Source organism: Litchfieldia alkalitelluris (genome assembly GCF_002153425.1).
Classification (GTDB): Bacteria; Bacillota; Bacilli; order Bacillales; family Salisediminibacteriaceae; genus Evansella; species Evansella alkalicola.
On sequence record NZ_KZ119600.1, the window covers coordinates 4062736 to 4085759 of the forward strand.

A 23024-nucleotide genomic window follows, 5' to 3' on the forward strand; every position below is an offset into this window, starting at 1 on the left:
CATTTCTTTTGATAAAAAAATTGTTCAAACGCTTAACCATAGTAAAATCTATGCTTTTGTTGAAAAAAACTGTATAAGCTCTTAAACATAGTAAAATCTATTCTCATACAACCCTAATGGTAAGTGACCCTTTTCAACAATTTCGATTAATGGGATAAAGTGATTCGATTGCCATTCCTCTAAATCACCAAGAATCTCCCAAGCACTAGCTAAAGTCGTAATGTACATTGCTGCACCAGTAAAGAAACTAATTGTTTCTTCACCATACTGTTCTAATTGCTCAAACGCACCATCGAATGCCCCATGAAAAACTTGCTCAGGAATTGTATCATTTATATAGTTTAGATGTTCATCACGCCCTGTTTCCCCCATAGCCTCTTTCATTTTAATAGGTATTTGATTCAAACTATTCCACAAAGGACTCGCTTCCAATTTCATTCCTTCTAAAAACTCTGGTAGTTGCTCTTTACTTAATCGTTTAATCCTATAGTCCTCTACGTCAAAATTACTAGTAAACTTATGGATTAAATCTCTTATTTCATTTTGGTCATTTTCCCCACCTAAATTTTGATACCACTTTATTCGAGAATAGCGTTCAACTAAAGTCTCTAAATTGCTAGTATTAGGGCCAAAGAGATCTGTTTTTCTACTATCTGTATCAATATTCATTCACCCATCTCCTTTCCAAAGTATTTTCCCTAAAGAACATTCCCATCATGAACGATGAAATCTATTAGCTATTTTTGTTCCTCTATATTTACCGCAACCTACAGAAACGCCGATCCAACAAAATCTAAATTTCCAGTAACCTACAGAAACGCCGCCCCAACAAAATCTATATTTTCAGTAACCTAACCTATAAAAACGGCGAAACAGGCTTCACTCTAAATTTTTCCTTATTCCCTTCCACTAATTGCGCAATCTCTTCAAACTCCCACCTGTCTTCCTCAGTAGAAAATACTTCGGCAGGTTTAGCATAATCCCAAACGGAAAGTTGTTTACCTGCAATCCCAAAGCACTGGCCCGTAACACCAACACCTTCGTCTGATAGTAAATATCCAATCAGTGGTGCTACTTGATTTGGAGTCCTACTTTTTAATTCATCAAGCTTCTCTTCTCCCATGACCTTCAACAAGACTTTTTCCGGAATTTCCTCAGACATTTCTGTCCAAGCAGTCGGAATAACAGCGTTTACTTGAATATTTTTATTCCGTAACTCTTTGCTCCAAGTTAAGGTCATACTCAAGAGACCACCTTTGGAAGCTGCATAATTGGTTTGTCCAGGATTACCAGCAAGACCAGATGCTGCGATCATATTAATAATACGACCGTTTCCTTGCTGGACCATCGAAGGTAATACTTCTTTTGTGCAAAAAAAGGGTCCCTTTAAATTCGTATCAATGACATTGTTAAACTCACTTTCTTCCATGTTTAGTAGCAAATTGTCCTCTGTTTTTGCAGCATTATTAATCAGTGCATCAATTTTTCCAAATCTATTAATTGTTTCAGATATTATTCGTTTAGCACCTTCCCTAGTCGCCACAGTCTCATGGATGCCTAAAATCCTACCACTATTGTCTTGGAGTCTACTCAAAGCTTTATCAACACGCTCCATAACTGAATCTACAATAACGACGGTTGCGCCTTCATCTAGGCAATACTTTGCTATTGCATACCCTATCCCTCGCCCACTACCTGTAACAATAATTACCTTCTCCTGTAAATAAGTAATAAAAATCACCCCTACCTACACCAGTTAGAAAAGCTCATTTGAAAAGGCTCAATTCCAAGTCTTATCAAAGCAACAAAGTTTACGAAACCCTCATTTGAAAAGGCTCTTTTCCATGTCCTTTATCAAAGCAACAAAGTTTTCGAAAAGCTCATTTGAAAAAAATCCGCACCTTAAATTTCCTCAAAAATTCAGGTGCGGATCTTCATTATTTTGCTAGGACTGGAGAAAATTCACCTGTTATTTCTTGATATCCTTTATTTTTCGTATATGCCTCTTCCTTTTGAAGACCCAGCTTTTCCATAATAGGAATATCATTGGAACAAAATAAAATGGCTTCCTTAGTAGATGTATTAACATGCTCATGCCATGCCCAGTTAGGAATGACTAAATAATCACCTTTGGACCAATAGTACTGAATGCCGTTAATAACGCTGTAACCTTCTCCTTCATAAACATGATAAATACTTGAACTAGTATGTCGATGCGCTTTTGAATGAAAGCCAACAGGTAGCTTTTGAATCCATGCACCCATCGTTGGATTAGCCGTTGTCCCAGTTGATGGATTAATATACTCGACTGCAATTCCATCATAAGGGTCTGGTTCAAAATCACTTAATCCAGTAAGGGCTGCCTCCGTTTGCGCCCATTTATATGATCCAACTGGAGCAACTTGCGTTGTGCGATCTGAAATTGGACGGACCATTCCTCCTCGGTATCTACGTGCACCATAGTTATCAGGTAATGAAGGTTTTTCCAAACCATCAGGATGACCTTCAAAGAACGTTCCAGCCGCTGAATAGATAATTGGAATATCTAATATATCCATCCAAATCATTGGTTTATCCCCTTCATGACCGTGCCCGTGCCATAATCCACCTGGCGTAATTAGAAAGTCTCCTTCTTCCATATAAATCTTTTGACCTTGCACGATAGAGTAGGCGCCACTTCCATTTGTAATGAAGCGCATGGCATTTTGTGTATGGCGATGGGAAGGAGCTTCCTCCCCAGGTAAAATAAGCTGAACAGCAGCATAGAGCGTATTAGTTGTTGATGCCCAACCCCAAGGCTGCCTACCTTGAAATCCTGGATTCTGGAAAAATATCGCTCTTCTTTCCCCACCTCTTTCAGGTGTAAAAATTTGTGTTGCCTCTTCTAACTTCTTTTCTAGCACTTCCCATTTCCACAAGTATGGTACTGCCTCTGGTTTTGGCTGTTTATGCATTAAGTCTGGTATGGCATTCCATAGTGGTCCTAAGTGATATTTTTGAATTTCCTTATTAAAGTCTTGAACTTCCTTACTGTTAAAAAAAGGATTTGCTTCTGCCATCATGTCATCCTCCTTTATTAATTACTTGATTTTAACTCCTTCAGATTTCGTTCAATTTGGCCTAAATGATTTTTTAAATGATCTGTAATAAAATGTTCTACTAAAAAAGACATTGGTTTTACCCCGAATTTAGGATTTCGATGAGGAGCTTGCAACTCTAAATCCTTATCACTTACCTCACTCCAACGATCATTAGCATCATTCCTTGCTTTTTCAATCCCTTCTAGAATGTCCGCCACCTGTCGTTTAGGGGCATTCGCCACTGCAGAAAGCCTTGCTTCGTCTTGAAGCCCCCTCCCCCATGAAGTATCAGGATCTTGAATGACACGAATTAATTCTTTCGTCCAATACGTGATAACCTCTTCCACATGACCAATAATTTCTATTACAGACCAAACGTCTTCAGCAGGTTTATAATGTATCTCATCATCACTTAATTGTTTAACTCTATTAACAATCCCATCGATATGATTATTCATTTCTTGTTGATAATTTTTTACTGAGGGCATTATACTCCCTCCTTCTTACGAGCATTCACTTCTGCTTTTACGGTATTTTCTAAGGCGCCAATTTTATCAATTTCGATTCGCACAACATCCCCATCTTTTAGGAACACTTGTGGATCTCTCGCAAATCCAACACCGCCTGGAGTACCTGTACAAATGACATCCCCAGGTTCTAGCGTCATAATCTCTGAAAAGAATGCTACTAAATGATTTACATTAAAAACGAGATTGGAAGTATTGGAGCGTTGTCTTTCTTCCCCATTAACCGTGAGTGAAATGTCTAAATCATGAGGGTTTGGTATTTCATCCTTCGTCACTAACCACGGCCCCATTGGCGCACTTCCATCTAGCGTTTTTCCTTGTAACCATTGAATAGTCCTCCGTTGTAAATCCCTCGCTGTAACATCGTTTACAATTGTATAACCTGCAACATAATCTAGAGCATCCTCTTTCGAAACATTTTTTGCAGTCTTACCAATGACAAAGGTAAACTCAGCCTCATAATCTAAATTTTCTGTGAATTCAGGGTGCGGAATATTATCTTCAGGACCAATAATTGCATTATTAAACTTGGCAAAAACTACTGGGAATTTTGGTAACTCACGCTTCATTTCTAAAATATGTTCTCTGTAGTTGTGACCTACACATATAATTTTATTAGGCTTAAGTACAGGTGCCTCTAGCTTTACATCTTTTCTATCAAAAACAATTTTAGGATTACTAACTTCATTTTCCAGAGCATAATCAATAGCTTTTGAGGCTTCTTCTAAACTTTTATCCCCTCCTTCTAACAGTTCAATCATATTAGAAGGTACAAATGCCTTACTCACTTCCTCAACCCTTGATACACCTTGTGATTTCAACATTGCGACATATGCATGATTTAAATCTATTACTTTATCATTTACATAAGCCCCAGTCCGTACATTATCTTCTTTGCGGAAAGTTACTAACTTCAATGAAAAATCCCTCCTAATTATTAGTCAAAACCTAAAGCCTTTAAACGAGACTTTCAGTATGATTAATTGCATTTCGAATATCATTTGGAATTGTAACTGCTTTCATATTTTCACTGCTCATATCACACCAAACACGAACTTCATATCCGCCAGCTACTTTTTTCCCATCTTTATAAAAATCGTGGTTAATTGTAAAAACTTTATTTTTCATTTCAATTATTGTTGAGTGGATGGTAACGATATCATCGAATAATAAAGGAGAATGAAATTGACATTTCGCTTCAACGATCGGCATTCCTATTTTTTCTTTCATAACTAAATGTGAGGTTGGATGCCCTAAAGCAGTAAAATAATGATGTGTTGATTGATCCATCCATCGGTAAAAGTTTGGATAAAAAACAATTCCAGCAGGATCACAATCTCCGAAGTTTACTTTAGTTTGATACTCATTTCCCCTGATACTAGATTTCCCCATAACTCTCCCTCCATTAATTCAGTAAGATCTTCTCTATCTATTACAAAGGCTTTGGAAAACATTGATGCTTGATCTTCGTGCTAGATACTTTCGCTACAATCAACCTGCCCCTTTAACAGAGCTATTCCAATAATTTAGTTTAGTACTTCGTTGTTAATTCTGGTGGACCTGATTTGGGTCCATATGGTCCTTCATCTAACCATCGTCCTAATCGCGGAACGATCGGTGTCAAAGAAGCTGCTAATTCACGCTTCATATTCATATAAGAGGAATTTCCTTGTAAATGGATTAACGCAGTTGTGGAACCGTTCCTATTCCATTCTGCTGCTATTCTTCTTTCCTTTGCCGCTAATTGTATCGCCTTATTTTTTTCCTCCTGATCATCCGTCAAAAGGGCTTTGTTAATTCCCTCCACTGCAATGATCGAATCTGGCACTCCAGAATTTAAACCACGGGCACCAAAAGGAGCAAATAAATGGGCTGCCTCACCTGCGAGAAGTACTTTACAGTTTTCATCTGTAAAAGAATTAGCAACAACTTGGTGGAATCGATAACTTGATACCCATGTAATCCTTTCTGCATATTTAGGATCCATCACATTAGGTAACCACTTCTTAACACCTTCCACCTCTGTAAAGTCATCAGGGTTATCACCTTCTAATAACTGCAAGTCTACTCGCCAACCACCTTTAAATGGAACAAGCATCACATTTCTACCACCCATTGCTTGATGTTGATAATGAAAAACCCTTTCTAATGGTAACGGATTTTCTTCATCCTCCTTCACATCTACAACGAGAAATGTGTCTTCTGTACGAGGTCCCTCGAACTTCAACCCAACAGATTCACGTACTTTTGAACGTGCACCGTCAGCTCCTATGACATATTCCGCTTCCCATCTATCACCAGATTCTGTAGTAATAACAGCTCCAGCGTTATTCGTACTTACATCAGCGACAGGAGAATCCCATACAAACTCAACGCCTTCCTTGATACAAGCTTGATACATAAAGTTCTCAATATTATCTTGATGCAAACTAGTGAATGGCGGCAGTTTTGTAGGGTGGTTCATATCTGTTACACCGTAATTTCTCATATAAACTTCTTTTCCCCTAAAAAAGGTTCGTTTTATTGGCCAAGAAACACCATTTCTTGAAAGGGTAAATCCTAGGCCAGGTGATATTTTTTCTAAGAGTGTTAATGTTGCTTTATGAATGTAAATTGCCCTACTTCCTGGACGTGGCCTATCTTTTGGTTCCGCTTCCAAAACTGTTGCGGGAATCCCTTTATTCCTTAAAGCAAGCGCTGCTGTAAGTCCAACAGGTCCAGCTCCAACGATGATTACTTGTCTTTTTTCTACCTTACTCATTTCGTTCTCCCCCAAACTGAATAAACATGAATGACTAGTAAACTATTTTTACTTTCCTGTATAAACTGGCTTTCTTTTTTCAACAAATGCTTCAATTCCTTCTTTACGATCTGCTGTAGCAAAGGCATTTCCAAAGCACATGGCCTCAAGTACTAATCCTGAATCTAAATCCATATTCGCCCCTGAAGTTACTGCCTGTTTCACCATTCTCAAAGCTACAGGAGGTTTTTGTGATAGTTTTTCTGCCCATTCTACCGAGGCCGAAATAACTTCATCCGCAGGTACTACTTTGTTAACTATTTGTAGCTCTAATGCTGTATGGGCATCGAACATTTCACCGAAATAAAGTAATTCTTTTGCTTTCCCTTGTCCAACCACCCGCTGCAATCTTTGAGTACCACCGCCGCCAGGAATAATCCCTAATCCAACCTCAGGGAATCCAAGTTTTGCTTTCTCAGAACAAATTCTTAAATCACAGGCTAACGCCAACTCCAACCCCCCGCCTAAAGCTAAACCGTTTAAAGCAGCGATCACCGGTTTTGAAAGATTTTCTATCTTTGAAAAAGTAGCTCGCGAAACTTCATTCATATTCATTATTCCAACAGTATCTAAGTCCTTCATTTCATTAAGATCCGCTCCCGCGACAAATGCCTTTTCTCCGCTTCCAGTAATGATGATGACATGGACATTAGAATTCTCTTCCAACTCCTCCATCATTTCATATAATTCTTTGAAAACTTGGGTATTTAATGGATTAACTGGTGGTCTATTAATCGTAACAGTAGCTACTTTTTCGTTTATTTCACAATCTAGTAATACATAACTCATCATTATCCCTCCGTAATTAACTGAATTGAATTAAATAAAAGAGTGTAAAATTTCAAGTTTTATATGTGTTCTAAGACCTCCCTTACTGTTCTCTAACGTTGTTATGGTTAGGAATAATTCCTTATGTTTATTATAAAAAGAATCATTTTAGAAAAGTACCTACACTATGGAGGAAACTTTCTTTATTATTCCAACAAGATGATTGATGAAACGACTTTAATACTTTCGCTCATAAGCCGTTTTACAATTCAGTTCAGTAGGATTTAGGTCATGAGGATTAATGTATCAGTTCATTTACATTTTCTTTTGCTTCAAATAATGCAAAATATCTTCTGCAATCATTTCTTTTCCTTCCGTCGCCAAAGTGTGACTATGATCTTGGTAGAAAATTGCCTTTGCACCAGGGATAGCCTTTGCCGCTATCAAAGAAATTTCAGCTGAAATAACGTCATCATAGCAGCCACAAAGTAACAGAATCGGGATATTAAACTGACTTAATTTCTGAGCAAGTTCCTCATTTGTTTTACATTCTGGGAATGGCTTCTTCACCTTTATTTGCTGCTCTTCTATTGTCATATTAGATTTACCCTGAGCAAGGTGCTTCTTTATTTGTGCCTGCCTTTCCAAGCGGACAGGATCATTTGTTGGTACCATATAAAAACGAGGACCTTCTCCACGTACAGTCTGCAATCTTTGTTTTGAAAACTCGCCTCCAGAACGATCATGTGGTACACCTACAACTGAAATAAATGCTTTCAGTACATCTGGGTATAAATCACAAATATACCACCCTACTCCTGCACCATGGGAAACACCAGTGTAGATAAACTGATCAATTCCTTTCTGTTTTGCGAATTGAACAATATCATCTGCCCATGTCGGAACCCATTTTTCACCTAAATCTTCAAAAACATGAGTTGACTTTCCATATCCTCGTAATTGAACTTTATAAACTTTATAACCAGCTTCTGCTAGGATCTCTTGGTACGATCCTTTGCCATGATAGGATTCTGCAGAAATAATCACTTGATCTCCATCACCGAATTCTTCATAAAACAATTCAATACCATTTACGTTAGCTATAGGCATTCCGTATCCCACCCTGTATTTGTTGTTGGATTTCCAATTAGAACCACCCCTTCACTATTGAAAAGAGGTGGTTAGTTTTAAACAATCTCTACAATGTATAGCTCTTATTCAAACCGTGCAGAATGAGGTGTCCATTCTGAAGCATGACCTTCGTTAATTCCCGTATCTACTACAGATACATGGAGTGGAGCAGGTTGACCAGTCACATAAACATATGTCCCCAATGCGTATTCATATACAGCTAGTCTCTGTAACTCCTTAGACAATTCTTCTACCTCAGCAGCGTCCGTTGCACTCTTGATTTGGGCATATAATTCTTGCATATCATCATAGTGAGCAAGATTATGACCAAACGTTGTAGCTTGTGGTGAGAAGTTCCTTGGCATGTATGTCGCAAGATCATGGTCACCACGGGTATTATACTGAATCAGCCCTTCCCAAGGTTGTTCCATAGCAGCGATTGTTAATTCTCTATACAATCCGTCCTCGATTGCATTAAGTTCAACTTCAATTCCTACCTCGCCTAAGTAGCCTTGAACCGCCGTTGCATATTGCATCATGGTAGGTGAATTGGAAACATTTAAAATCGTTTCAAATCCATCTCCGTAACCAGCCTCCGCTAAAAGTTCCTTAGATTTATCTGGATCATAAGTGATTTCAATAGATTCGTTATAACTTGGTGCACCAGGAACCCCCCATTGGTTAGACGCAATTGCAAATCCATACTGAAGATTGTCGACGATCGCATCTCTGTCAATTGCATATGATACGGCTCTTCGAACTACAGGATCAGAGAAAGGCGAATCTGGATTTGCACTATCAGTCGTCAGACCAATTGCTAATCCACCCAATCCTGTTTCTAGTACTTTTACATTGTAACCATCCATTTCCTCTATATTTCTAGCCATTAAAGCATCAGCAGAAATGTAGCCATCAACTTCACCCATTTGCAATGAAGCCTCTGCAGAAGTTGAATCTGCATAAAAGTGAATTTCCACTCCGTCTAGGTAAGGTAAACCATCTTGCCAATAGTTCTCATTTTTTTCAAAAACAATTTTTTCATCCCTATCCCAACTCACAAACTTATAAGGTCCCGTACCAATTGGATTCTCCATTAATCCCTCTTTCCCAAGCTCTTCATAAGCAGTTGGGGAAGAAATTGGTACAAAGTGAGCTATTGCTGACAAAATACTACTGTTCCATTCCTTCAAATTAACCTGTAATATATAATCATCTAATACCTCTACTGACTCAATATCATCAAGTTCATTACGTCCTGATTCCAAAAACTCGTCAATATTCCATTTAACAGCTTCTGCATTAAAAGCTGTTCCATCATGAAATTCTATTCCTTCGTTTAGTTGGAATGTAATGGTTGCATCTTCAGGGTTTTCTTCCCAACTTTGAGCTAGGAGAGGTTGCGTACCTCCATCAGCATCAAATGTACCCAATTGCTCTACCGCCATTCTACTTATAAAAATATCATGAAAGGCTCTTAGTTCCGAAGCTACTGCCATCGCTTGAATATTAACATTTCCAGACCCGAGTTTTAGTACGCCCCCAGCACTTTCATCTATTGATCCATCACCCGTTTCATTTGATTCTGACTCCTCACCATTCTCAGAAGGTTCGTCATTATCACCTGTTGTGCCTGCATCATCATCGCCGCAAGCTGCAAGTGCAAAAACTAATCCTGCGACTAAAAATAGGAGCAATATCTTAAAATATTTATCTTGAATTTGTTTCATCATTTCCATACACTCTCCTTATGTTTTTTCTTCATACTGTTCACATTACAAGCTACCAGAATGAGTAATTGAAAATACTAGTAAACCAACAATATAAGATTGAAAATTCAGAAATTTTAACAGCTAATTTTATGTGATTTTACGTTTGTACGTTGTATTTTTCCATAATCATAGCTTTCCATTTATCTTCCACACTAGATTTCCATAGTTTGTGCAGAAGATATAGTAATCCCCTAACGTTTGATAGCGTTTTCAATTATTCATTGATTGTGTTATTTCATGCATACATTCCTCCATTCAAATGTTGAATTGCCCCATTTGGTTTGACAATTAGTGCTACAGTTTAGTCAATTCTTACTCTATATTGTACATAAAGGTAGTAATACTTATTAAGCTACACAATGTATTAATTTCACAATTTATTTTCCTACATGAGTACTTAATTAGTTAGTTTCAACATTCAGATTTAGAGATTACAAAACTAGTTATTGCGTCAAAGAAGATAGACTGTCTTCTAAGCTGAGTATGTAGTATACACTTTAAAATGATACAGGGGGACACACCATTTCCAGTGCTGTACATTACTTCAATTTTTTCGAAAACAGTCCATAAATATTGAAAAACAATGCTTAAACTCTATTTATTTGCTATTTAAATGTTAATACAAGCAACCTCATGTCCATCTTCAATCTCACTTAGTGATGGATCTATCGTTTTACACTCTGGCGTAGCTATCGGACAACGATTATGAAAACTACAGCCCGTAGGTCTATTCAATGGACTAGGAACTTCTCCTTTTAAAACGACATGTTCCCTTTCCTCTTCTATAAATGGATCTGGAATTGGAACAGCACCTAACAATGCTTTTGTATAAGGGTGTTTTGGATTATCATATAGCGTTTCCCAATCTGCAGTCTCTACGATCCTGCCTAGGTACATGACAGCCACACGATCACTAATATGACGAACAACAGAAAGGTCATGTGCAATAAACAAATAACTAAGGTTTAATTGTTCCTTTAAACTTTCTAACAAATTAATTATTTGCGCCTGTATAGATACATCAAGGGCTGAAATAGCCTCATCACAAACTATTAATGAAGGTTCACTTGCTAAAGCACGTGCAATTCCAATTCGTTGTCTTTGTCCACCACTGAATTCATGAGGCACTCTATTTTTTAAGGCAGGGTCAAGACCTACCATACGAAATAGCTCATCTACCCTCTGCGTATATTCATTTCGGTTATTGACAAGGTTATGAACAATCAACGGCTCTCCTACGACTGATTCTGCTGTTTGTCTAGGATCTAGTGAACTAAATGGATCTTGAAAAATCATTGATATATTCCTCCGAAGTGGTCGTAACACTTTCTTGCGCATTTTCGAAATGTCTTGACCTTGAAAATTAATTTCACCTTCAGAAGGGTTATATAAGCGTAAAATAGCTCTTGCAACAGTTGATTTTCCACAACCACTCTCGCCTACTAATCCCAGTGTTTCCCCTTGTTTTAAGTAGAAGCTTACATCATCTACAGCTTTCACTTCTCCTACTTTCCGTTTAAATATACTTTTAGTAACTGGAAAGTACATTTTCAAATGATTAACCTCTAATAAATTCTCCTCTGGTAATGCCGGTTCATTGATGATTGGCTTTTCTTGCTCTCCGACTATCATACTAGAGGCCACTTCATCTTCTACGATATTATTATTCTGCACTTTACTTACATCAACATAACATGCTGCTGCGTGCCCCTCCCTCACCTCATTTAATGAAGGGGCAGGTGATGAATGACATTCTTCCGTTCGAAAAACACACCTTGGTAAAAAAGGACACTGATCTTTCTTATTTGCTAGATTAGGTGGTAGCCCTTCCACTGGAACAAGTTTTTTATCTTTCGGATCATCAAGCCTTGGTACCGCATTCATCAATCCTATCGTATAAGGGTGTCTCGGGTTATTAAATATCTCCTTTGTTGTTCCTGTTTCCACAACTGTACCAGCGTACATCACATAGATTCTTTCGGCGTACCTAGCGACAACTCCTAGATTATGCGTCACTAGAATCAAAGAGGTATCCATGCTTTTTACAATATCCCTCAACAACTCTAATATTTGAGCTTGCGTTGTTACATCTAGAGCTGTTGTTACCTCATCAGCTATAACTATTTTAGGGTTTACAGACAATACCATCGCTATCATTAGTCGTTGTCGCATCCCACCACTAAACTGATGGGGATAGTCATCTATTCGTGATTCTGCATCTGGAATCCCAACCTTTTTCAACATATCAATTGTACGCCTACGCGCTTCTGCCCTTCCGACCTTGAGATGCAAGATTATGGATTCCATGATTTGTTCACCTATTGTCAAAACAGGGTTTAAAGAGGTCATGGGCTCCTGGAAGATAAAACCTATTTCCCCACCTCGGATCTTCCGAATTTCTTCTCCATCGGGTTTTAATTTAAGTAAATCAATCCCTTTATAGATTACCTCTCCTCCTGTTATTTTCCCAGGCGGCGTTGGAATCAATTGTAAACCAGACATATGAGTAACAGATTTCCCACAACCACTTTCTCCAACAAAACTTACAATTTCACCTTTATCAATATGATAAGAAACGTCATCCACAGCTTTAAGATGGGTTCCATCAATATTAAACTCTGTACTCAAATTCTTTACATCTAAGAGGTGCTCCATCTCCATATTGCCTCCCTTTTTTGAAATCATATTCTCAGTATGATTAATTGAAAATGAAATCTAGATATTGATTGGCTCTATTAAACGAGAATGTCGATTTTATATAGAGCCTCTTAGACGAGGGTCTAAAGCATCTCTTAATCCATCTCCAACCATGTTAAAAGCTAAAACAATTAATAGTACACAGACACCAGGAGCAAATGAAAGATTTGGGTTACTTACTAGATATCGTTGTCCTTCACTGACCATTGCCCCCCAAGCTGCTTGTGGAGCTGTAATTCCTACTCCTAGAAAACTTAGTGCAGCCTCTGCCAGAATAGCTACTCCTAGATTTAAGGTGATAAGGACTATAATAGGAGAAATACAGTTTGGAAAAACATGCTTAAACATAATTCGTATATTATTTGCACCTATTACCTCAGATGCCTTTATATATTCCTGTTCTTTCACAGTAAGCACTTGGCCTCTCATCACCCTAGCATAGGAGGGGGTAAGGCCAATTGTTAACGCAAGAATTACTGTCCACATTCCAGCTCCAATTACAGCTCCAATTGCCAATGCAAGAATGATTGCAGGAAAAGCAATAATTGCATCTATTAGTCTTGAAATAATAGAATCAATAATCCCACCAAAATACCCTGCGATCAAGCCAATTACGACACCTATAGAAGCAGCTAAGGATACAGAAATAATACCAACTATTAAAGATGTCCTAGCTCCAAAGATTACCCGACTTAAAACATCTCTACCGAGGGAATCTGTTCCTAAAAGGTTTTCTGCAGAAGGTGGTTGTAATGCATTTCCTAGATTTTGTGCGTAAGGATCATATGGAGCTACTTGTTCAGCAAAGATCGCAGTGAAAATGACAGCAAGTAAAATGAGGCCAAAGAATATGACAATTTTTCTACCAAGGAACACTTTTAAGAATCGTTTAAGTTCTTTTCTTTGAGGCGGAGAATCAATTACCTCATTTTTGCCTAAAGACGTATCTGTCCTCATAAGTTACACTCCTTTATTTATACCGGATCCTCGGATCAAAGTATCCATATGATAAGTCTACAAGCAGGTTGGCTGCGGCAACTGCTATCGCTAGTACAATTAAACAACCTTGAACAACAACAATATCTTGATTAAAAACTGACTGTAGAACAAGGCGCCCAATCCCATTCACATTGAATACCTGTTCTATGATTACCGATCCTCCAACTATATTAGGTAACATTAAGCCTGCAATAGTAACAACTGGGATAATTGCATTTTTTAAAGCATGCTTTCTAATGACCACTCTTGTCTTTATTCCTTTAGATATTGCAGTTCGAATATAATCTTGACGAATCACTTCCAACATGGAAGATCTAGCCTGCCTTGCTAATATAGCCATGGTTGATAAACCTAACACTAGAGAAGGCATAATGACATACCTTTGGCTTGCCCAGAAATCCTCTGTCGGTGAAACATAGCCTTGTACTGGTAACCAACCTAAATTTAATGCGAACAAATAAATCCCTAGAATTCCTAGCCAAAAATTTGGTATTGCCATACTAAAGTTGGATGAAGTAGTAATAAAGCCATCTATCCACCCACCTCTTTTTACTGCAGCTATTACCCCTAAAGGAACACCTGCAACGATGCTGATAATAAAAGACGTAATTCCAATATGAACGGTCGGAGGTAATCTCTTGAGAATCAGATCCTTAACATCCTCTCGATAAATAATCGATGTTCCAAGATCCCCTTGAACGACGCCACCGAGCCAAGATAAATACTGCATAGGTAAAGGGCGATCAAGTCCTAACTCTTCCGTTAACATCCTAATTTCCTCGGGTGTAGCTTCGTCCCCCAGAATCGTTAACACGGGATTTCCGGGAATCATGTGTATTAGTAAGAAACAGAACAAACTCAAAATAAACAAGACGATAACTGTCTGATAGATTCTTTGAATGATAAATTGAGTCATATAGATTATTCCCCTCTTTTCTTGCGACTTTACGACTTGCTTCAGTCATCCCAAGCTTTATAAAACTAAGCTTGTGTTTGTGTTCAGGTTCGTGTTCGATACGGTCAATTCGCTTTCACGCAAGGTACACGCTGTACATCTGTTCATTCTTCACAGTGTCTTCTTTGCTGTGGGAGGCTAGTAAACTTTGTTACCGCTTTCAAAATATCAGATATAATAATGGCACATACTCTCAATTATATTGACAACCTACCTCATAATAATCTCATCACCGGACCACTCATATTGTGTATCTAATCCTGCCAATTCCGTTATGTTACGCATGTACTCAAGGACTTCTAAACCACCACTCGATCGACCAACAACAACGGGTTTACCTTCCTTATCCACGATGCACGGAATAAAGCTAGTACTAGTTATTTTTCCATTTTCAATGTTACTCTTTGCCAACATTGTGTAGATAGCCTCTGGGTGAAATGGATAGGTAGGATATTCTGGATCAGGTGCAAAACCAAATAGTTCTATTCTCTTATTTGCCCATGCCTCCATGTCATCACCTTGTTTTGGAAATAAACTTGGGACATAAGCAATGAAATTACAAAGCCCGTGAAATATCGTTTTTCCCTTGTATATTTCCACCCCCTTTAATAAATGAGCGTGTTCACCTAGAATAAGGTCCGCGCCTGCATCAATGGCAGCATGGGATAACTCCCTTTCATATGCTGCAATCTTTGCTGGTTGGTGAACCAAGCCCTTGTGAAATGAAACGACTAAAACATCACACTTTTTTCGGAGCTCCTTTATATCATTTTCCATTTCGACCTTAGACTGAGGTTCTGCAAAAGTATAAATAGAAGGGGGACCACCAGGGTTAGCATGTTGCAGCTCGTAATGGGTTAATACCTTTACATAGGCACAACCTGGCTTATTAGATGTAGCCCAAGTTTCTTCTGGACCAACACAGTTATATTTCAAAATTCCAATGCGGGTTTTATTTCGCTCCAAAATAACTGGCCTTCTTGCTTCAGATATGTTCATACCTGCTCCAACATACTCAATCTCATGATCCCGTAACCAGTTAATCGTGTCCTCAATTCCCATATCACCAGCATCTGCTAAATGATTTCCTGCCAATGCCAAAACAGAAAATCCTTCCTTCACTAATGGTTCTAGATACTCAGGATGACGTTCTAGTTCATCGGACTGTTCATCTCTGCTTGTATACGGAACTTCCAGTTGTCCAAAAATCACATCGGCAGATTCTAAAAAGGGATGTACTGAATCAAAATATGGTTGTGCATCTTTTCCTAAAATAATATCTCCTACGCATAACATCGTGAGATTACTATCATTCATTTAAACGTTTCTCCCCTTTTTAGATTAATAGCTATACTTTGTTTTTCTAAATAGTTTGGTGATATTCTGGATTTTTTTCAGACTAATCATAAAATTAAGAAATCTTAACTTATAGTTACTCTATTAGAAATACAATAAAATAATTGTTGCGGAATTCTAAGTTAACGATAGTGTTAGTAGTTTTAATGTAACTTTATTATAGAGAGTCAAATTCTAAATTTAAACGTGCTTAATGTACGAAAAAGTATATGAATATTCCTACATAGTAAAGAAGAAGTTTTCCTCTCATTAGTTAGCGTGTTGCTCTTTAATTTGAAAAGCCTGGGACAAATAGATTTTATGCTCCCAGACTTTTTTTAATAGAAAATAAATTTATCTGCCGTTTTCACCTTGCTTTATTGACTGATTTCCTTCGTAAAATCTCAAATCTGTCGATTAAACCTCGCTTTATTGACTGATTTCCTTCGTAAAATCTCAAATCTGTCGATTAAACCTCGTTTTATTGACTGCTTTCCTTCGTAAAATCTCAAATCTGTCGATTAAACCTCGCTTTATTGACTGCTTTCCTTCGTAAAATCTCAAATCTGTCGATTAAACCTCGTTTTATTGACAGTTTTCATTCAAAAAAACTCAAATCTGTCGGTTAAACCTTACTTTATTGACTGATTCCCTTCAAAAAAACTCAAATCTGTCGATTAAACCCCGCCTTATTGACAGTTTCTATTCAAAAAAACTCAAATCTGTCGGTTAAACCCCGCCTTATTGACAGTTTCCCTTGGAAAAATCTCAAATCTGTCGGTATCCCCTACCCCAGCCCTGAGCCTAGACCAGACCCAGTCCAGATCCTCACCAAGACCAGTACCTAGATCACACACCTCCTCACCCACACCCAAAAAAACAATAAAAACCGGGCAAAATCGCCCGGTTTTTATCATTTTCCATTTTCTAACAACCAACCACTCAACCACGCAACCACTCAACCGCTCCCGACAAAAAACAAAACTAACTAATCTATATACTACACCTCAAAAGAAGTTATATAACTCCATTAGTACGAAGCTCCTCAATTTCCTCCTGCGTTAGCCCAAACATATCTACATATATTTCTTCAATATGCTGCCCTAACAATGGTGCAGGCTCAACAACAACTTTTGAGTCAGAGAGTCGTATTGAATTACCTGGCATCTCAATATCGCCCCTGACCGGGTGTTTGACATTAACAATCATGCCCCGCTCCCGCAAATATGGGTCATTTGTAAGGTCGGTTGTTGATAATATTGCACCAGCTGGAACACCAGCTTCACCTAATATCTTCATTGCTTCATGTTTCGTCCTTGTTTTTGTCCAATTACTTATAAGGGAATCCACTTCCTCACGGTTTTCATACCTTGATTCAGGAGTAGCAAAGCGAGGATCGTTTTCAAGATCGCTTCTTCCAAGTACTTTCAATAAACGGCTCCACTGTGGGCTTCCTGGCCAACGTGAAGTATAAACAAAGACATAGTCATTTTTCCCGCCAGGCTTACAAGGATAGACATTACAAGGTGCAACACCAGCCATTGGCATCGAATTCCCCACCCTTGGTGCTTCCTTCCCAGTAATTAACTGCCGTACCCAGGATGAGCGGCTAAAATTAATCATGACATCCTGCATAGCAACTTCTACTTTTTGCCCTTCTCCCGTTTGAGTACGGCTGTATAAAGCAGCTAAAATACCGATTGCACAATGATAACCAGCACCACTATCTGCTAGATTACATCCTGCATGAAGTGGTGGACCATCTTCTTCACCTGTAATACTCATGACAGCTCCAGTTGCTTGACCAATTGCGTCAAAGGCAGGGAAATCTGCGTATGGTCCGTCTTGACCAAAACCCTTTATTTGTGCATAAATGATTCCTTTGTTGATGTCACGTAAAGTATCGTAGTCAAACCCTAATCTCTCAATTACTCCAGGTGAAAAATTTTCAACAAAAACATCGGCAGTCTTTACCATTCTATAAACAAGTTCTCTACCTTCAGGCTTCTTTACATCAACAGTAACTGACTTTTTGTTAGAATTCAGTGTAATAAATCCATATGAATCCTCTCCTGGTTTATCAACAGAAGCACCACGACCTTGCTCACCAACACCTGGTCGTTCTAGTTTAATCACTGTTGCCCCCAACCACGCTAGGGTTTGTGTACATACAGTTCCTGACTCAAATTGTGTAAAATCTAAAACAACTACACCATCTAATGCACCTTTTCTTAACATGGTTTCACCCCAATCTCATTCTCAATAAAATCCTCTATTTTAGCAGTCATAACGTCATTATCCCAACCCCTTGAGTCAACAGGATCGGCATGCAATTGAAGTAATGGAATATTGGCTTCCTCAAATGCTTTTTTCACAAAATAGGTTCCACCGGCACTCATGGTGCAGCTATCAGAAATAATATGAACCGCGCCTTGGATATTATTGTTTTTGGCTTCCTTTACGTACCAATCGCTATTCCAAGGGGGCATATGCAACATATCTTCCATCCCTACAAATCTACTAGCTAGAGTCCGTAAAGGGTCCTCACCGTATCTCGCATACGCATCAGATGCAAGTGCGAGATATATTGACCACATAAATGAGGCATCATATTTTTTTTCAAAATGTTGATAAAATCCAAGGTTGAACCATAAGCCTCTACCTAGCCACATTAGCCTTACGCGCTCATTTTTACACACTGCTTCTCCCGCTTCAATCAAACCTTTAACCTCTTCATAAAGGTGTTTGGCAATATCAACAGCCCATTGTGTTCCCCTTTGCCATTGGGGAACCATTACTGCTGGTACAGTATCTGTAATACTAACTGGTGAAGGTTTTGTTTTAGAGATTAAATCCCTTGTTTTCCGATTGTATTCTGCTTGCTCATTAACTAATTGCAAGACCTTTTTAAACTTCGTCTCACTGAACACTTTCCCAGTATTTATTTCTAAAAATCGAATTAGTCCTTTAAAGTCCTCTAACATATGATCTAGACGATGAGGTTCAAATAACTGTTCCCATTTATCAGGAGCTAACTCCCACCAATTATTAGGAATTTCCCTTGGAACTGTGTTTTCCAATGCATAGAAATTCACCCCAAACTTTTTTGACCACAATTCAAATATCTTCGATTGGGAATCACAAGTTAGGCGTGTTACCGCGACTGTCGGTTTCGGTAAGCCACCCCAAGGACCTTTCTCGGGTTCTGTATCGAATGCTGAAGCAAGTGATAATGAACAATAGCGACAAAGATCTTGCCGATAGCCGTGTTCGTTCAACAAATCTAGATAATACGGGGACATTTGTTTTGCAGAACAAACTGATGACCACCACTGGTTAACCACGTATGGGATATCCATCGCACGAAAGATTTCCTGTGGTACATCAGCATTAACAAAAGCAAGTGGTTCTCCAGCCTCAACCTTTTCCCTTAGACTCAAAAACCATTCTTTCTGATACGCTGTTGCTAATTTGGGTGTATTCAAACGTTTAACACTAGCTGTTCCTCTTTGCGTACCACGAGTATCTTTTTTCGCTGATGTATGAGGTTCAGTCATTCCTTTCACCCTCTATGTTTATATTTTTACTGCTATTACGTTTTATTTCATCGATAAATTGGTTAAGCTTCTTCCTTAAGCCTTTTTCATCAGCCACTTTATAGTCTTGTTTATCTAAAAGGAGTACTGGTATTCCCAATTTATCTAATATTTTTTTCTGTTCTGGAAAATCCCAAGACGGGGCATCATCAGATCGGTAAATAAAAGAAATTACGCCTTGTGCTTTTGCTGCTACTACATTTTCTGATAGTGATGCTACCCTTTCTGAAACCGTTGCTTGACTGGAAGGGTTAAAACGATAGTGATAACGGTCTACAATGCCATCTATCGGATCTACCTCTTGATCTACCAATCCTTCATAGTACCTTGATCCATTCTCATGGTCTTCACCGACAATAACTGCTTGTTCCCTTTCAATAGCCTCATAAAATTGTGTATGCTCATGAGAACTCCCCGTTACAAATAGTCTCACACCTTTAATAACAGGCATTTCTGAAACTTTATCAAGATATTGTTTTAATAAATTGTTAAATTCTACCTTCTCCATAAACATGGACGCACCAATAATTTTTAACGCATGTACACCACTAATCCTAGGCTGTTCACACCTTCGAAATGAATCCATCTTTTTGAGTAACGTACGAGTTTCATTACACGTTTTTATCGCTTCTACTATTCTCTCTTCCCTCAGGGGCTCCCCAGTCCAGACTTCGATTTGATTAATTAAATCTTTCGTTCTGTCACGGTTATATAGTGCACTACTGTGGAATTTGGTGTGCAAGAAATCATGGAAGAAAGGTTTAGGAAACAATACTTCTCTCTCTACATGGTGTAACGCCCTTAAGTAGTAGTAGCTTCTAATCAGTGCATCAGATGAATTAGACACTATCAGATGATCTAAATAAGAATAAGATCCCTCTACTAATCTCGTAAACTGGGCATGGATCATTGGATCGAAACCACTCTCCAAGTAAACGCTTCCAATTCTAGTGTCTGTCTTTTCCGTTCCAGCCACTTTTATCGGTAAAAATCCTGCAGCAATCAATAATTCCTCGGGGACTTCACTTCCTAAAAACCCTACAGTTTGTCCTTGATTTTCACTCCACTGAATTGCCGCTAGATCTCGCTTATCATATGCTTCTATCAATTTACTTAAGGAGGACCTACTTTCTTTTTCCAAAACATTTATTTCTTCTGAATCAATAATAGTACATACCTCCCTTCCAAATGAGAAACAGAAACATTACTATCCTCATTTTTTTAAAATACTTATTTATTGATAAAAATCCGTTTAATCCGTTAATTTCGTTTATTTTTCGTAATCATACCACCCTGCTCCTGTTTTCCTACCAAGCCTTCCTGCCCTAATAAGACGTTTTAAAGCCATTGGTGGTGCATAGCGTTCACTCTTATATTCGTCATGGAAATATTCCATCACGTGGAGTCCAATATCCACACCGGCGAAATCTTGTAATTCAAATGGCCCCATTGGATAATTCAACCCTAATTTAACAGCCTTATCCACATCTTCTGGTGACGCCACTCCTTCTTCCACTAAGCGAATGGCCTCAATGAATTGAGGAAGCATAACTCTATTCACTATAAATCCTGGTGTATCCTTCTTTACTTCTATTGCTTCTTTGCCCATTTGCTTTGCTAAATCCATTAAAGTGGAAACCGTCTCATCACTAGTTTTGTAGCCCCTTACAACTTCTACAAGCTTCATAACTGGAGCTGGGTTAAAGAAATGCATTCCTGCAACACGTTCTTGCCTTCCAGTCGCTTCTGCAATACTAGTAATAGATAATGACGATGTATTCGTTGCAATGATCGCTTCAGGAGCTAAAATATTATCTAATTGTCGGAACACGTCCTGCTTCACTTCTAAATTTTCAACAATTGCTTCAATCACAACACTTACGTTTTGAAGATCCTCTAGTTTAGATGTGGTTTTAATGTTACTTAACATCTCTTCTTTTTGTGCATCTGTTATCTTCTCTCGCTTAACTAGTTTACTTAACGTTGCACTTATTCTATCGAATCCTTTACTAACTAATTCCTCATTCATGTCCCACAAAATTACTTTCATACCTTTTTGAGCACCTAACTGAGCAATACCATTACCCATTGTACCTGCACCAATTACTCCTAATGTAAATTTTTCCATATTGGCTAGTCATCCCTTTCCTGGTCATATATTATAATGTTTATTATAGTTTTATTTTGATGAACCATTAAACCTTCACAGTGAATGAAAAATATCGTGTTTTTTCACACATCATGATGGAGTTCATTCCCCTTCTGTAATACCAATGAATGTATCACTTTCCCAATAAAATGTTGTTTTTAATTCTGCTTCTCTAGTAATCTCTGACATATAGTCCAACACTTCTTGCCCTCCATCATGTCTGGAAACAACTACAGGATGCCCTTTTTTATTTATAATACATGGATAAAACCCAGTATTTACGATGGTCCCACTTTCTATTTGACATGAGGCAATAATGGTATATCTGGCTTCTGGATGAAATGGATACGTTGGATATTCAGGATCAGGTTCAAAACCAAATAGCTTCTTTCTTTTTTCAGCCCACCCCTTAGGTAAATGACCTGAATCAAAGGCATTCGGTGGAATATACGTAGCAAAATTACAAAGCCCATGATAAATAGTTTTGCCTTTATATACTTCTATCCCTTTCAGTATGTGAGCGTGGTGTGAGAATATCGTGTCAGCCCCAGCATCTATTGCTGCATGAGTGATTTCAAATTCATAGTCTGCTATTTTTGCTCGAGTATGTCCAACGCCTTTATGAAGGTTTACTACTAGTACATCACATTGCGGTCTTAGGAGTTGGATATCCTGCAACATCCCCTTAAGGGTATGATGATCTGCCCATGTTTTAACGACAGGACTAGATCCAGGAGAAGCAAACAAAGGTTCATAGTGTTCTTGAATTCCGACGTAGGCACAACCTGGTTTTTCCATTGTTGCCCACGTCTCCATTGGCCCTACACAATTGTAGTCAAGAAAGCCATACTTCAACCCATTTCTTTCAATGACAACGGACCTTCTTGCTTCTTGGATATTCATTCCTGCCCCTACTGTGTTTATGCCTTTATCCTTTAACCAGCTCATCGTATCTTCAATGCCTTCTACACCTGCATCAACGATATGATTGCCTGCTAATGTTAGTACGTCAAAGTCACACTTAACAAGAGTTTGAAGAATATTGGGATCACGTCCAAGATTAGCTGCTTGGGGGTGCCTTAATGTGTAAGGTACTTCTAATTGTCCGACACGAACATCAGCGGAATGAAGCAATGGGAGGACATGTTGAAAATAATCGTCTGGATCAGGTCCAAGAGCAATGTCTCCAACTCCCAGCATTTCTTGTTTATCTACCAA

At 38.4% G+C, this 23024-nt stretch carries 19 protein-coding genes; all 19 read right to left on the reverse strand.

Translation table 11 applies throughout. The features are described 5' to 3' along the window. Positions 1-81 precede the first annotated feature (81 nt). The gene (locus BW724_RS19245; RefSeq protein ID WP_088076746.1) at positions 82-669 is read right to left on the reverse strand and encodes a hypothetical protein; all 588 of its coding nucleotides are present in this window, start codon (positions 667-669) and stop codon (positions 82-84) included. 187 nt (positions 670-856) lie between these two features. After that, complete coding sequence (locus tag BW724_RS19250; protein WP_088076747.1) at positions 857-1741, reverse strand: SDR family NAD(P)-dependent oxidoreductase; 885 nt, start codon at positions 1739-1741, stop codon at positions 857-859. Positions 1742-1937: 196 nt separating this feature from the next. Then, a complete protein-coding gene (locus tag BW724_RS19255; RefSeq protein WP_088076748.1) occupies positions 1938-3059 on the reverse strand; it encodes a cupin domain-containing protein in 1122 nt (373 codons plus the stop codon). A gap of 17 nt (positions 3060-3076) precedes the next feature. Continuing rightward, positions 3077-3568, reverse strand: coding sequence for a DinB family protein (locus BW724_RS19260; protein WP_088076749.1), 492 nt, complete (start codon positions 3566-3568; stop codon positions 3077-3079). Beyond that, a complete protein-coding gene (locus BW724_RS19265; RefSeq protein WP_088076750.1) occupies positions 3568-4524 on the reverse strand; it encodes a fumarylacetoacetate hydrolase family protein in 957 nt (318 codons plus the stop codon). The genes BW724_RS19260 and BW724_RS19265 overlap by 1 nt, the downstream gene beginning before the upstream one ends. A 40-nt stretch (positions 4525-4564) precedes the next feature. After that, entirely contained in the window at positions 4565-4999 is a 435-nt protein-coding gene (locus BW724_RS19270) for an acyl-CoA thioesterase (protein WP_176371477.1), read from the reverse strand. A gap of 139 nt (positions 5000-5138) precedes the next feature. Then, positions 5139-6368, reverse strand: coding sequence for an FAD-dependent monooxygenase (locus BW724_RS19275; RefSeq protein WP_088076751.1), 1230 nt, complete (start codon positions 6366-6368; stop codon positions 5139-5141). 48 nt (positions 6369-6416) lie between these two features. Next, positions 6417-7196, reverse strand: coding sequence for an enoyl-CoA hydratase-related protein (locus BW724_RS19280; protein WP_088076752.1), 780 nt, complete (start codon positions 7194-7196; stop codon positions 6417-6419). Between the two features lie 294 nt (positions 7197-7490). After that, positions 7491-8285, reverse strand: a complete 795-nt coding sequence (locus BW724_RS19285) for an alpha/beta fold hydrolase (protein WP_088076753.1) — start codon at positions 8283-8285, stop codon at positions 7491-7493. Between the two features lie 104 nt (positions 8286-8389). Beyond that, complete coding sequence (locus BW724_RS19290; RefSeq protein ID WP_176371478.1) at positions 8390-10036, reverse strand: ABC transporter substrate-binding protein; 1647 nt, start codon at positions 10034-10036, stop codon at positions 8390-8392. A 648-nt stretch (positions 10037-10684) separates the two neighbouring features. Beyond that, entirely contained in the window at positions 10685-12730 is a 2046-nt protein-coding gene (locus tag BW724_RS24385) for an ABC transporter ATP-binding protein (protein ID WP_088078077.1), read from the reverse strand. 99 nt (positions 12731-12829) lie between these two features. Then, the gene (locus tag BW724_RS19300; RefSeq protein WP_088076755.1) at positions 12830-13729 is read right to left on the reverse strand and encodes an ABC transporter permease; all 900 of its coding nucleotides are present in this window, start codon (positions 13727-13729) and stop codon (positions 12830-12832) included. A 13-nt stretch (positions 13730-13742) separates the two neighbouring features. Then, positions 13743-14687, reverse strand: coding sequence for an ABC transporter permease (locus tag BW724_RS19305; RefSeq protein ID WP_088076756.1), 945 nt, complete (start codon positions 14685-14687; stop codon positions 13743-13745). A 249-nt stretch (positions 14688-14936) separates the two neighbouring features. After that, entirely contained in the window at positions 14937-16043 is a 1107-nt protein-coding gene (locus tag BW724_RS19310; RefSeq protein ID WP_088076757.1) for a CapA family protein, read from the reverse strand. Positions 16044-17078: 1035 nt separating this feature from the next. Next, entirely contained in the window at positions 17079-18299 is a 1221-nt protein-coding gene (locus BW724_RS19320; RefSeq protein ID WP_088076759.1) for a CaiB/BaiF CoA transferase family protein, read from the reverse strand. Next, the gene (locus BW724_RS19325) at positions 18293-19618 is read right to left on the reverse strand and encodes a 2-hydroxyacyl-CoA dehydratase subunit D (RefSeq protein WP_088076760.1); all 1326 of its coding nucleotides are present in this window, start codon (positions 19616-19618) and stop codon (positions 18293-18295) included. Before BW724_RS19325 ends, BW724_RS19320 begins: the two co-directional genes overlap by 7 nt. Continuing rightward, on the reverse strand, positions 19611-20798 hold the full coding sequence (locus tag BW724_RS19330) for a 2-hydroxyacyl-CoA dehydratase subunit D (RefSeq protein WP_176371479.1): 1188 nt from the start codon (positions 20796-20798) through the stop codon (positions 19611-19613). The genes BW724_RS19325 and BW724_RS19330 overlap by 8 nt, the downstream gene beginning before the upstream one ends. Positions 20799-20927: 129 nt before the next feature. Beyond that, positions 20928-21785, reverse strand: coding sequence for a 3-hydroxyacyl-CoA dehydrogenase family protein (locus BW724_RS19335; RefSeq protein WP_088076762.1), 858 nt, complete (start codon positions 21783-21785; stop codon positions 20928-20930). Positions 21786-21908: 123 nt separating this feature from the next. Next, on the reverse strand, positions 21909-23024 hold the full coding sequence (locus BW724_RS19340; RefSeq protein ID WP_235849021.1) for a CapA family protein: 1116 nt from the start codon (positions 23022-23024) through the stop codon (positions 21909-21911).

Coding starts and splice junctions, on each gene's coding strand:
- BW724_RS19270 (WP_176371477.1), bottom strand. CDS start 4,999: ATGGGGAAATCTAGTATCAGGGGAAATGAGTATCAAACTAAAGTAAAC.
- BW724_RS19280 (WP_088076752.1), bottom strand. CDS start 7,196: ATGAGTTATGTATTACTAGATTGTGAAATAAACGAAAAAGTAGCTACT.
- BW724_RS19320 (WP_088076759.1), bottom strand. CDS start 18,299: ATGTTAAGAAAAGGTGCATTAGATGGTGTAGTTGTTTTAGATTTTACA.
- BW724_RS19260 (WP_088076749.1), bottom strand. CDS start 3,568: ATGCCCTCAGTAAAAAATTATCAACAAGAAATGAATAATCATATCGAT.
- BW724_RS19285 (WP_088076753.1), bottom strand. CDS start 8,285: ATGCCTATAGCTAACGTAAATGGTATTGAATTGTTTTATGAAGAATTC.
- BW724_RS19305 (WP_088076756.1), bottom strand. CDS start 14,687: ATGACTCAATTTATCATTCAAAGAATCTATCAGACAGTTATCGTCTTG.
- BW724_RS19335 (WP_088076762.1), bottom strand. CDS start 21,785: ATGGAAAAATTTACATTAGGAGTAATTGGTGCAGGTACAATGGGTAAT.
- BW724_RS24385 (WP_088078077.1), bottom strand. CDS start 12,730: ATGGAGCACCTCTTAGATGTAAAGAATTTGAGTACAGAGTTTAATATT.
- BW724_RS19310 (WP_088076757.1), bottom strand. CDS start 16,043: ATGAATGATAGTAATCTCACGATGTTATGCGTAGGAGATATTATTTTA.
- BW724_RS19300 (WP_088076755.1), bottom strand. CDS start 13,729: ATGAGGACAGATACGTCTTTAGGCAAAAATGAGGTAATTGATTCTCCG.
- BW724_RS19245 (WP_088076746.1), bottom strand. CDS start 669: ATGAATATTGATACAGATAGTAGAAAAACAGATCTCTTTGGCCCTAAT.
- BW724_RS19290 (WP_176371478.1), bottom strand. CDS start 10,036: ATGATGAAACAAATTCAAGATAAATATTTTAAGATATTGCTCCTATTT.
- BW724_RS19255 (WP_088076748.1), bottom strand. CDS start 3,059: ATGGCAGAAGCAAATCCTTTTTTTAACAGTAAGGAAGTTCAAGACTTT.
- BW724_RS19275 (WP_088076751.1), bottom strand. CDS start 6,368: ATGAGTAAGGTAGAAAAAAGACAAGTAATCATCGTTGGAGCTGGACCT.
- BW724_RS19325 (WP_088076760.1), bottom strand. CDS start 19,618: ATGACTGAACCTCATACATCAGCGAAAAAAGATACTCGTGGTACGCAA.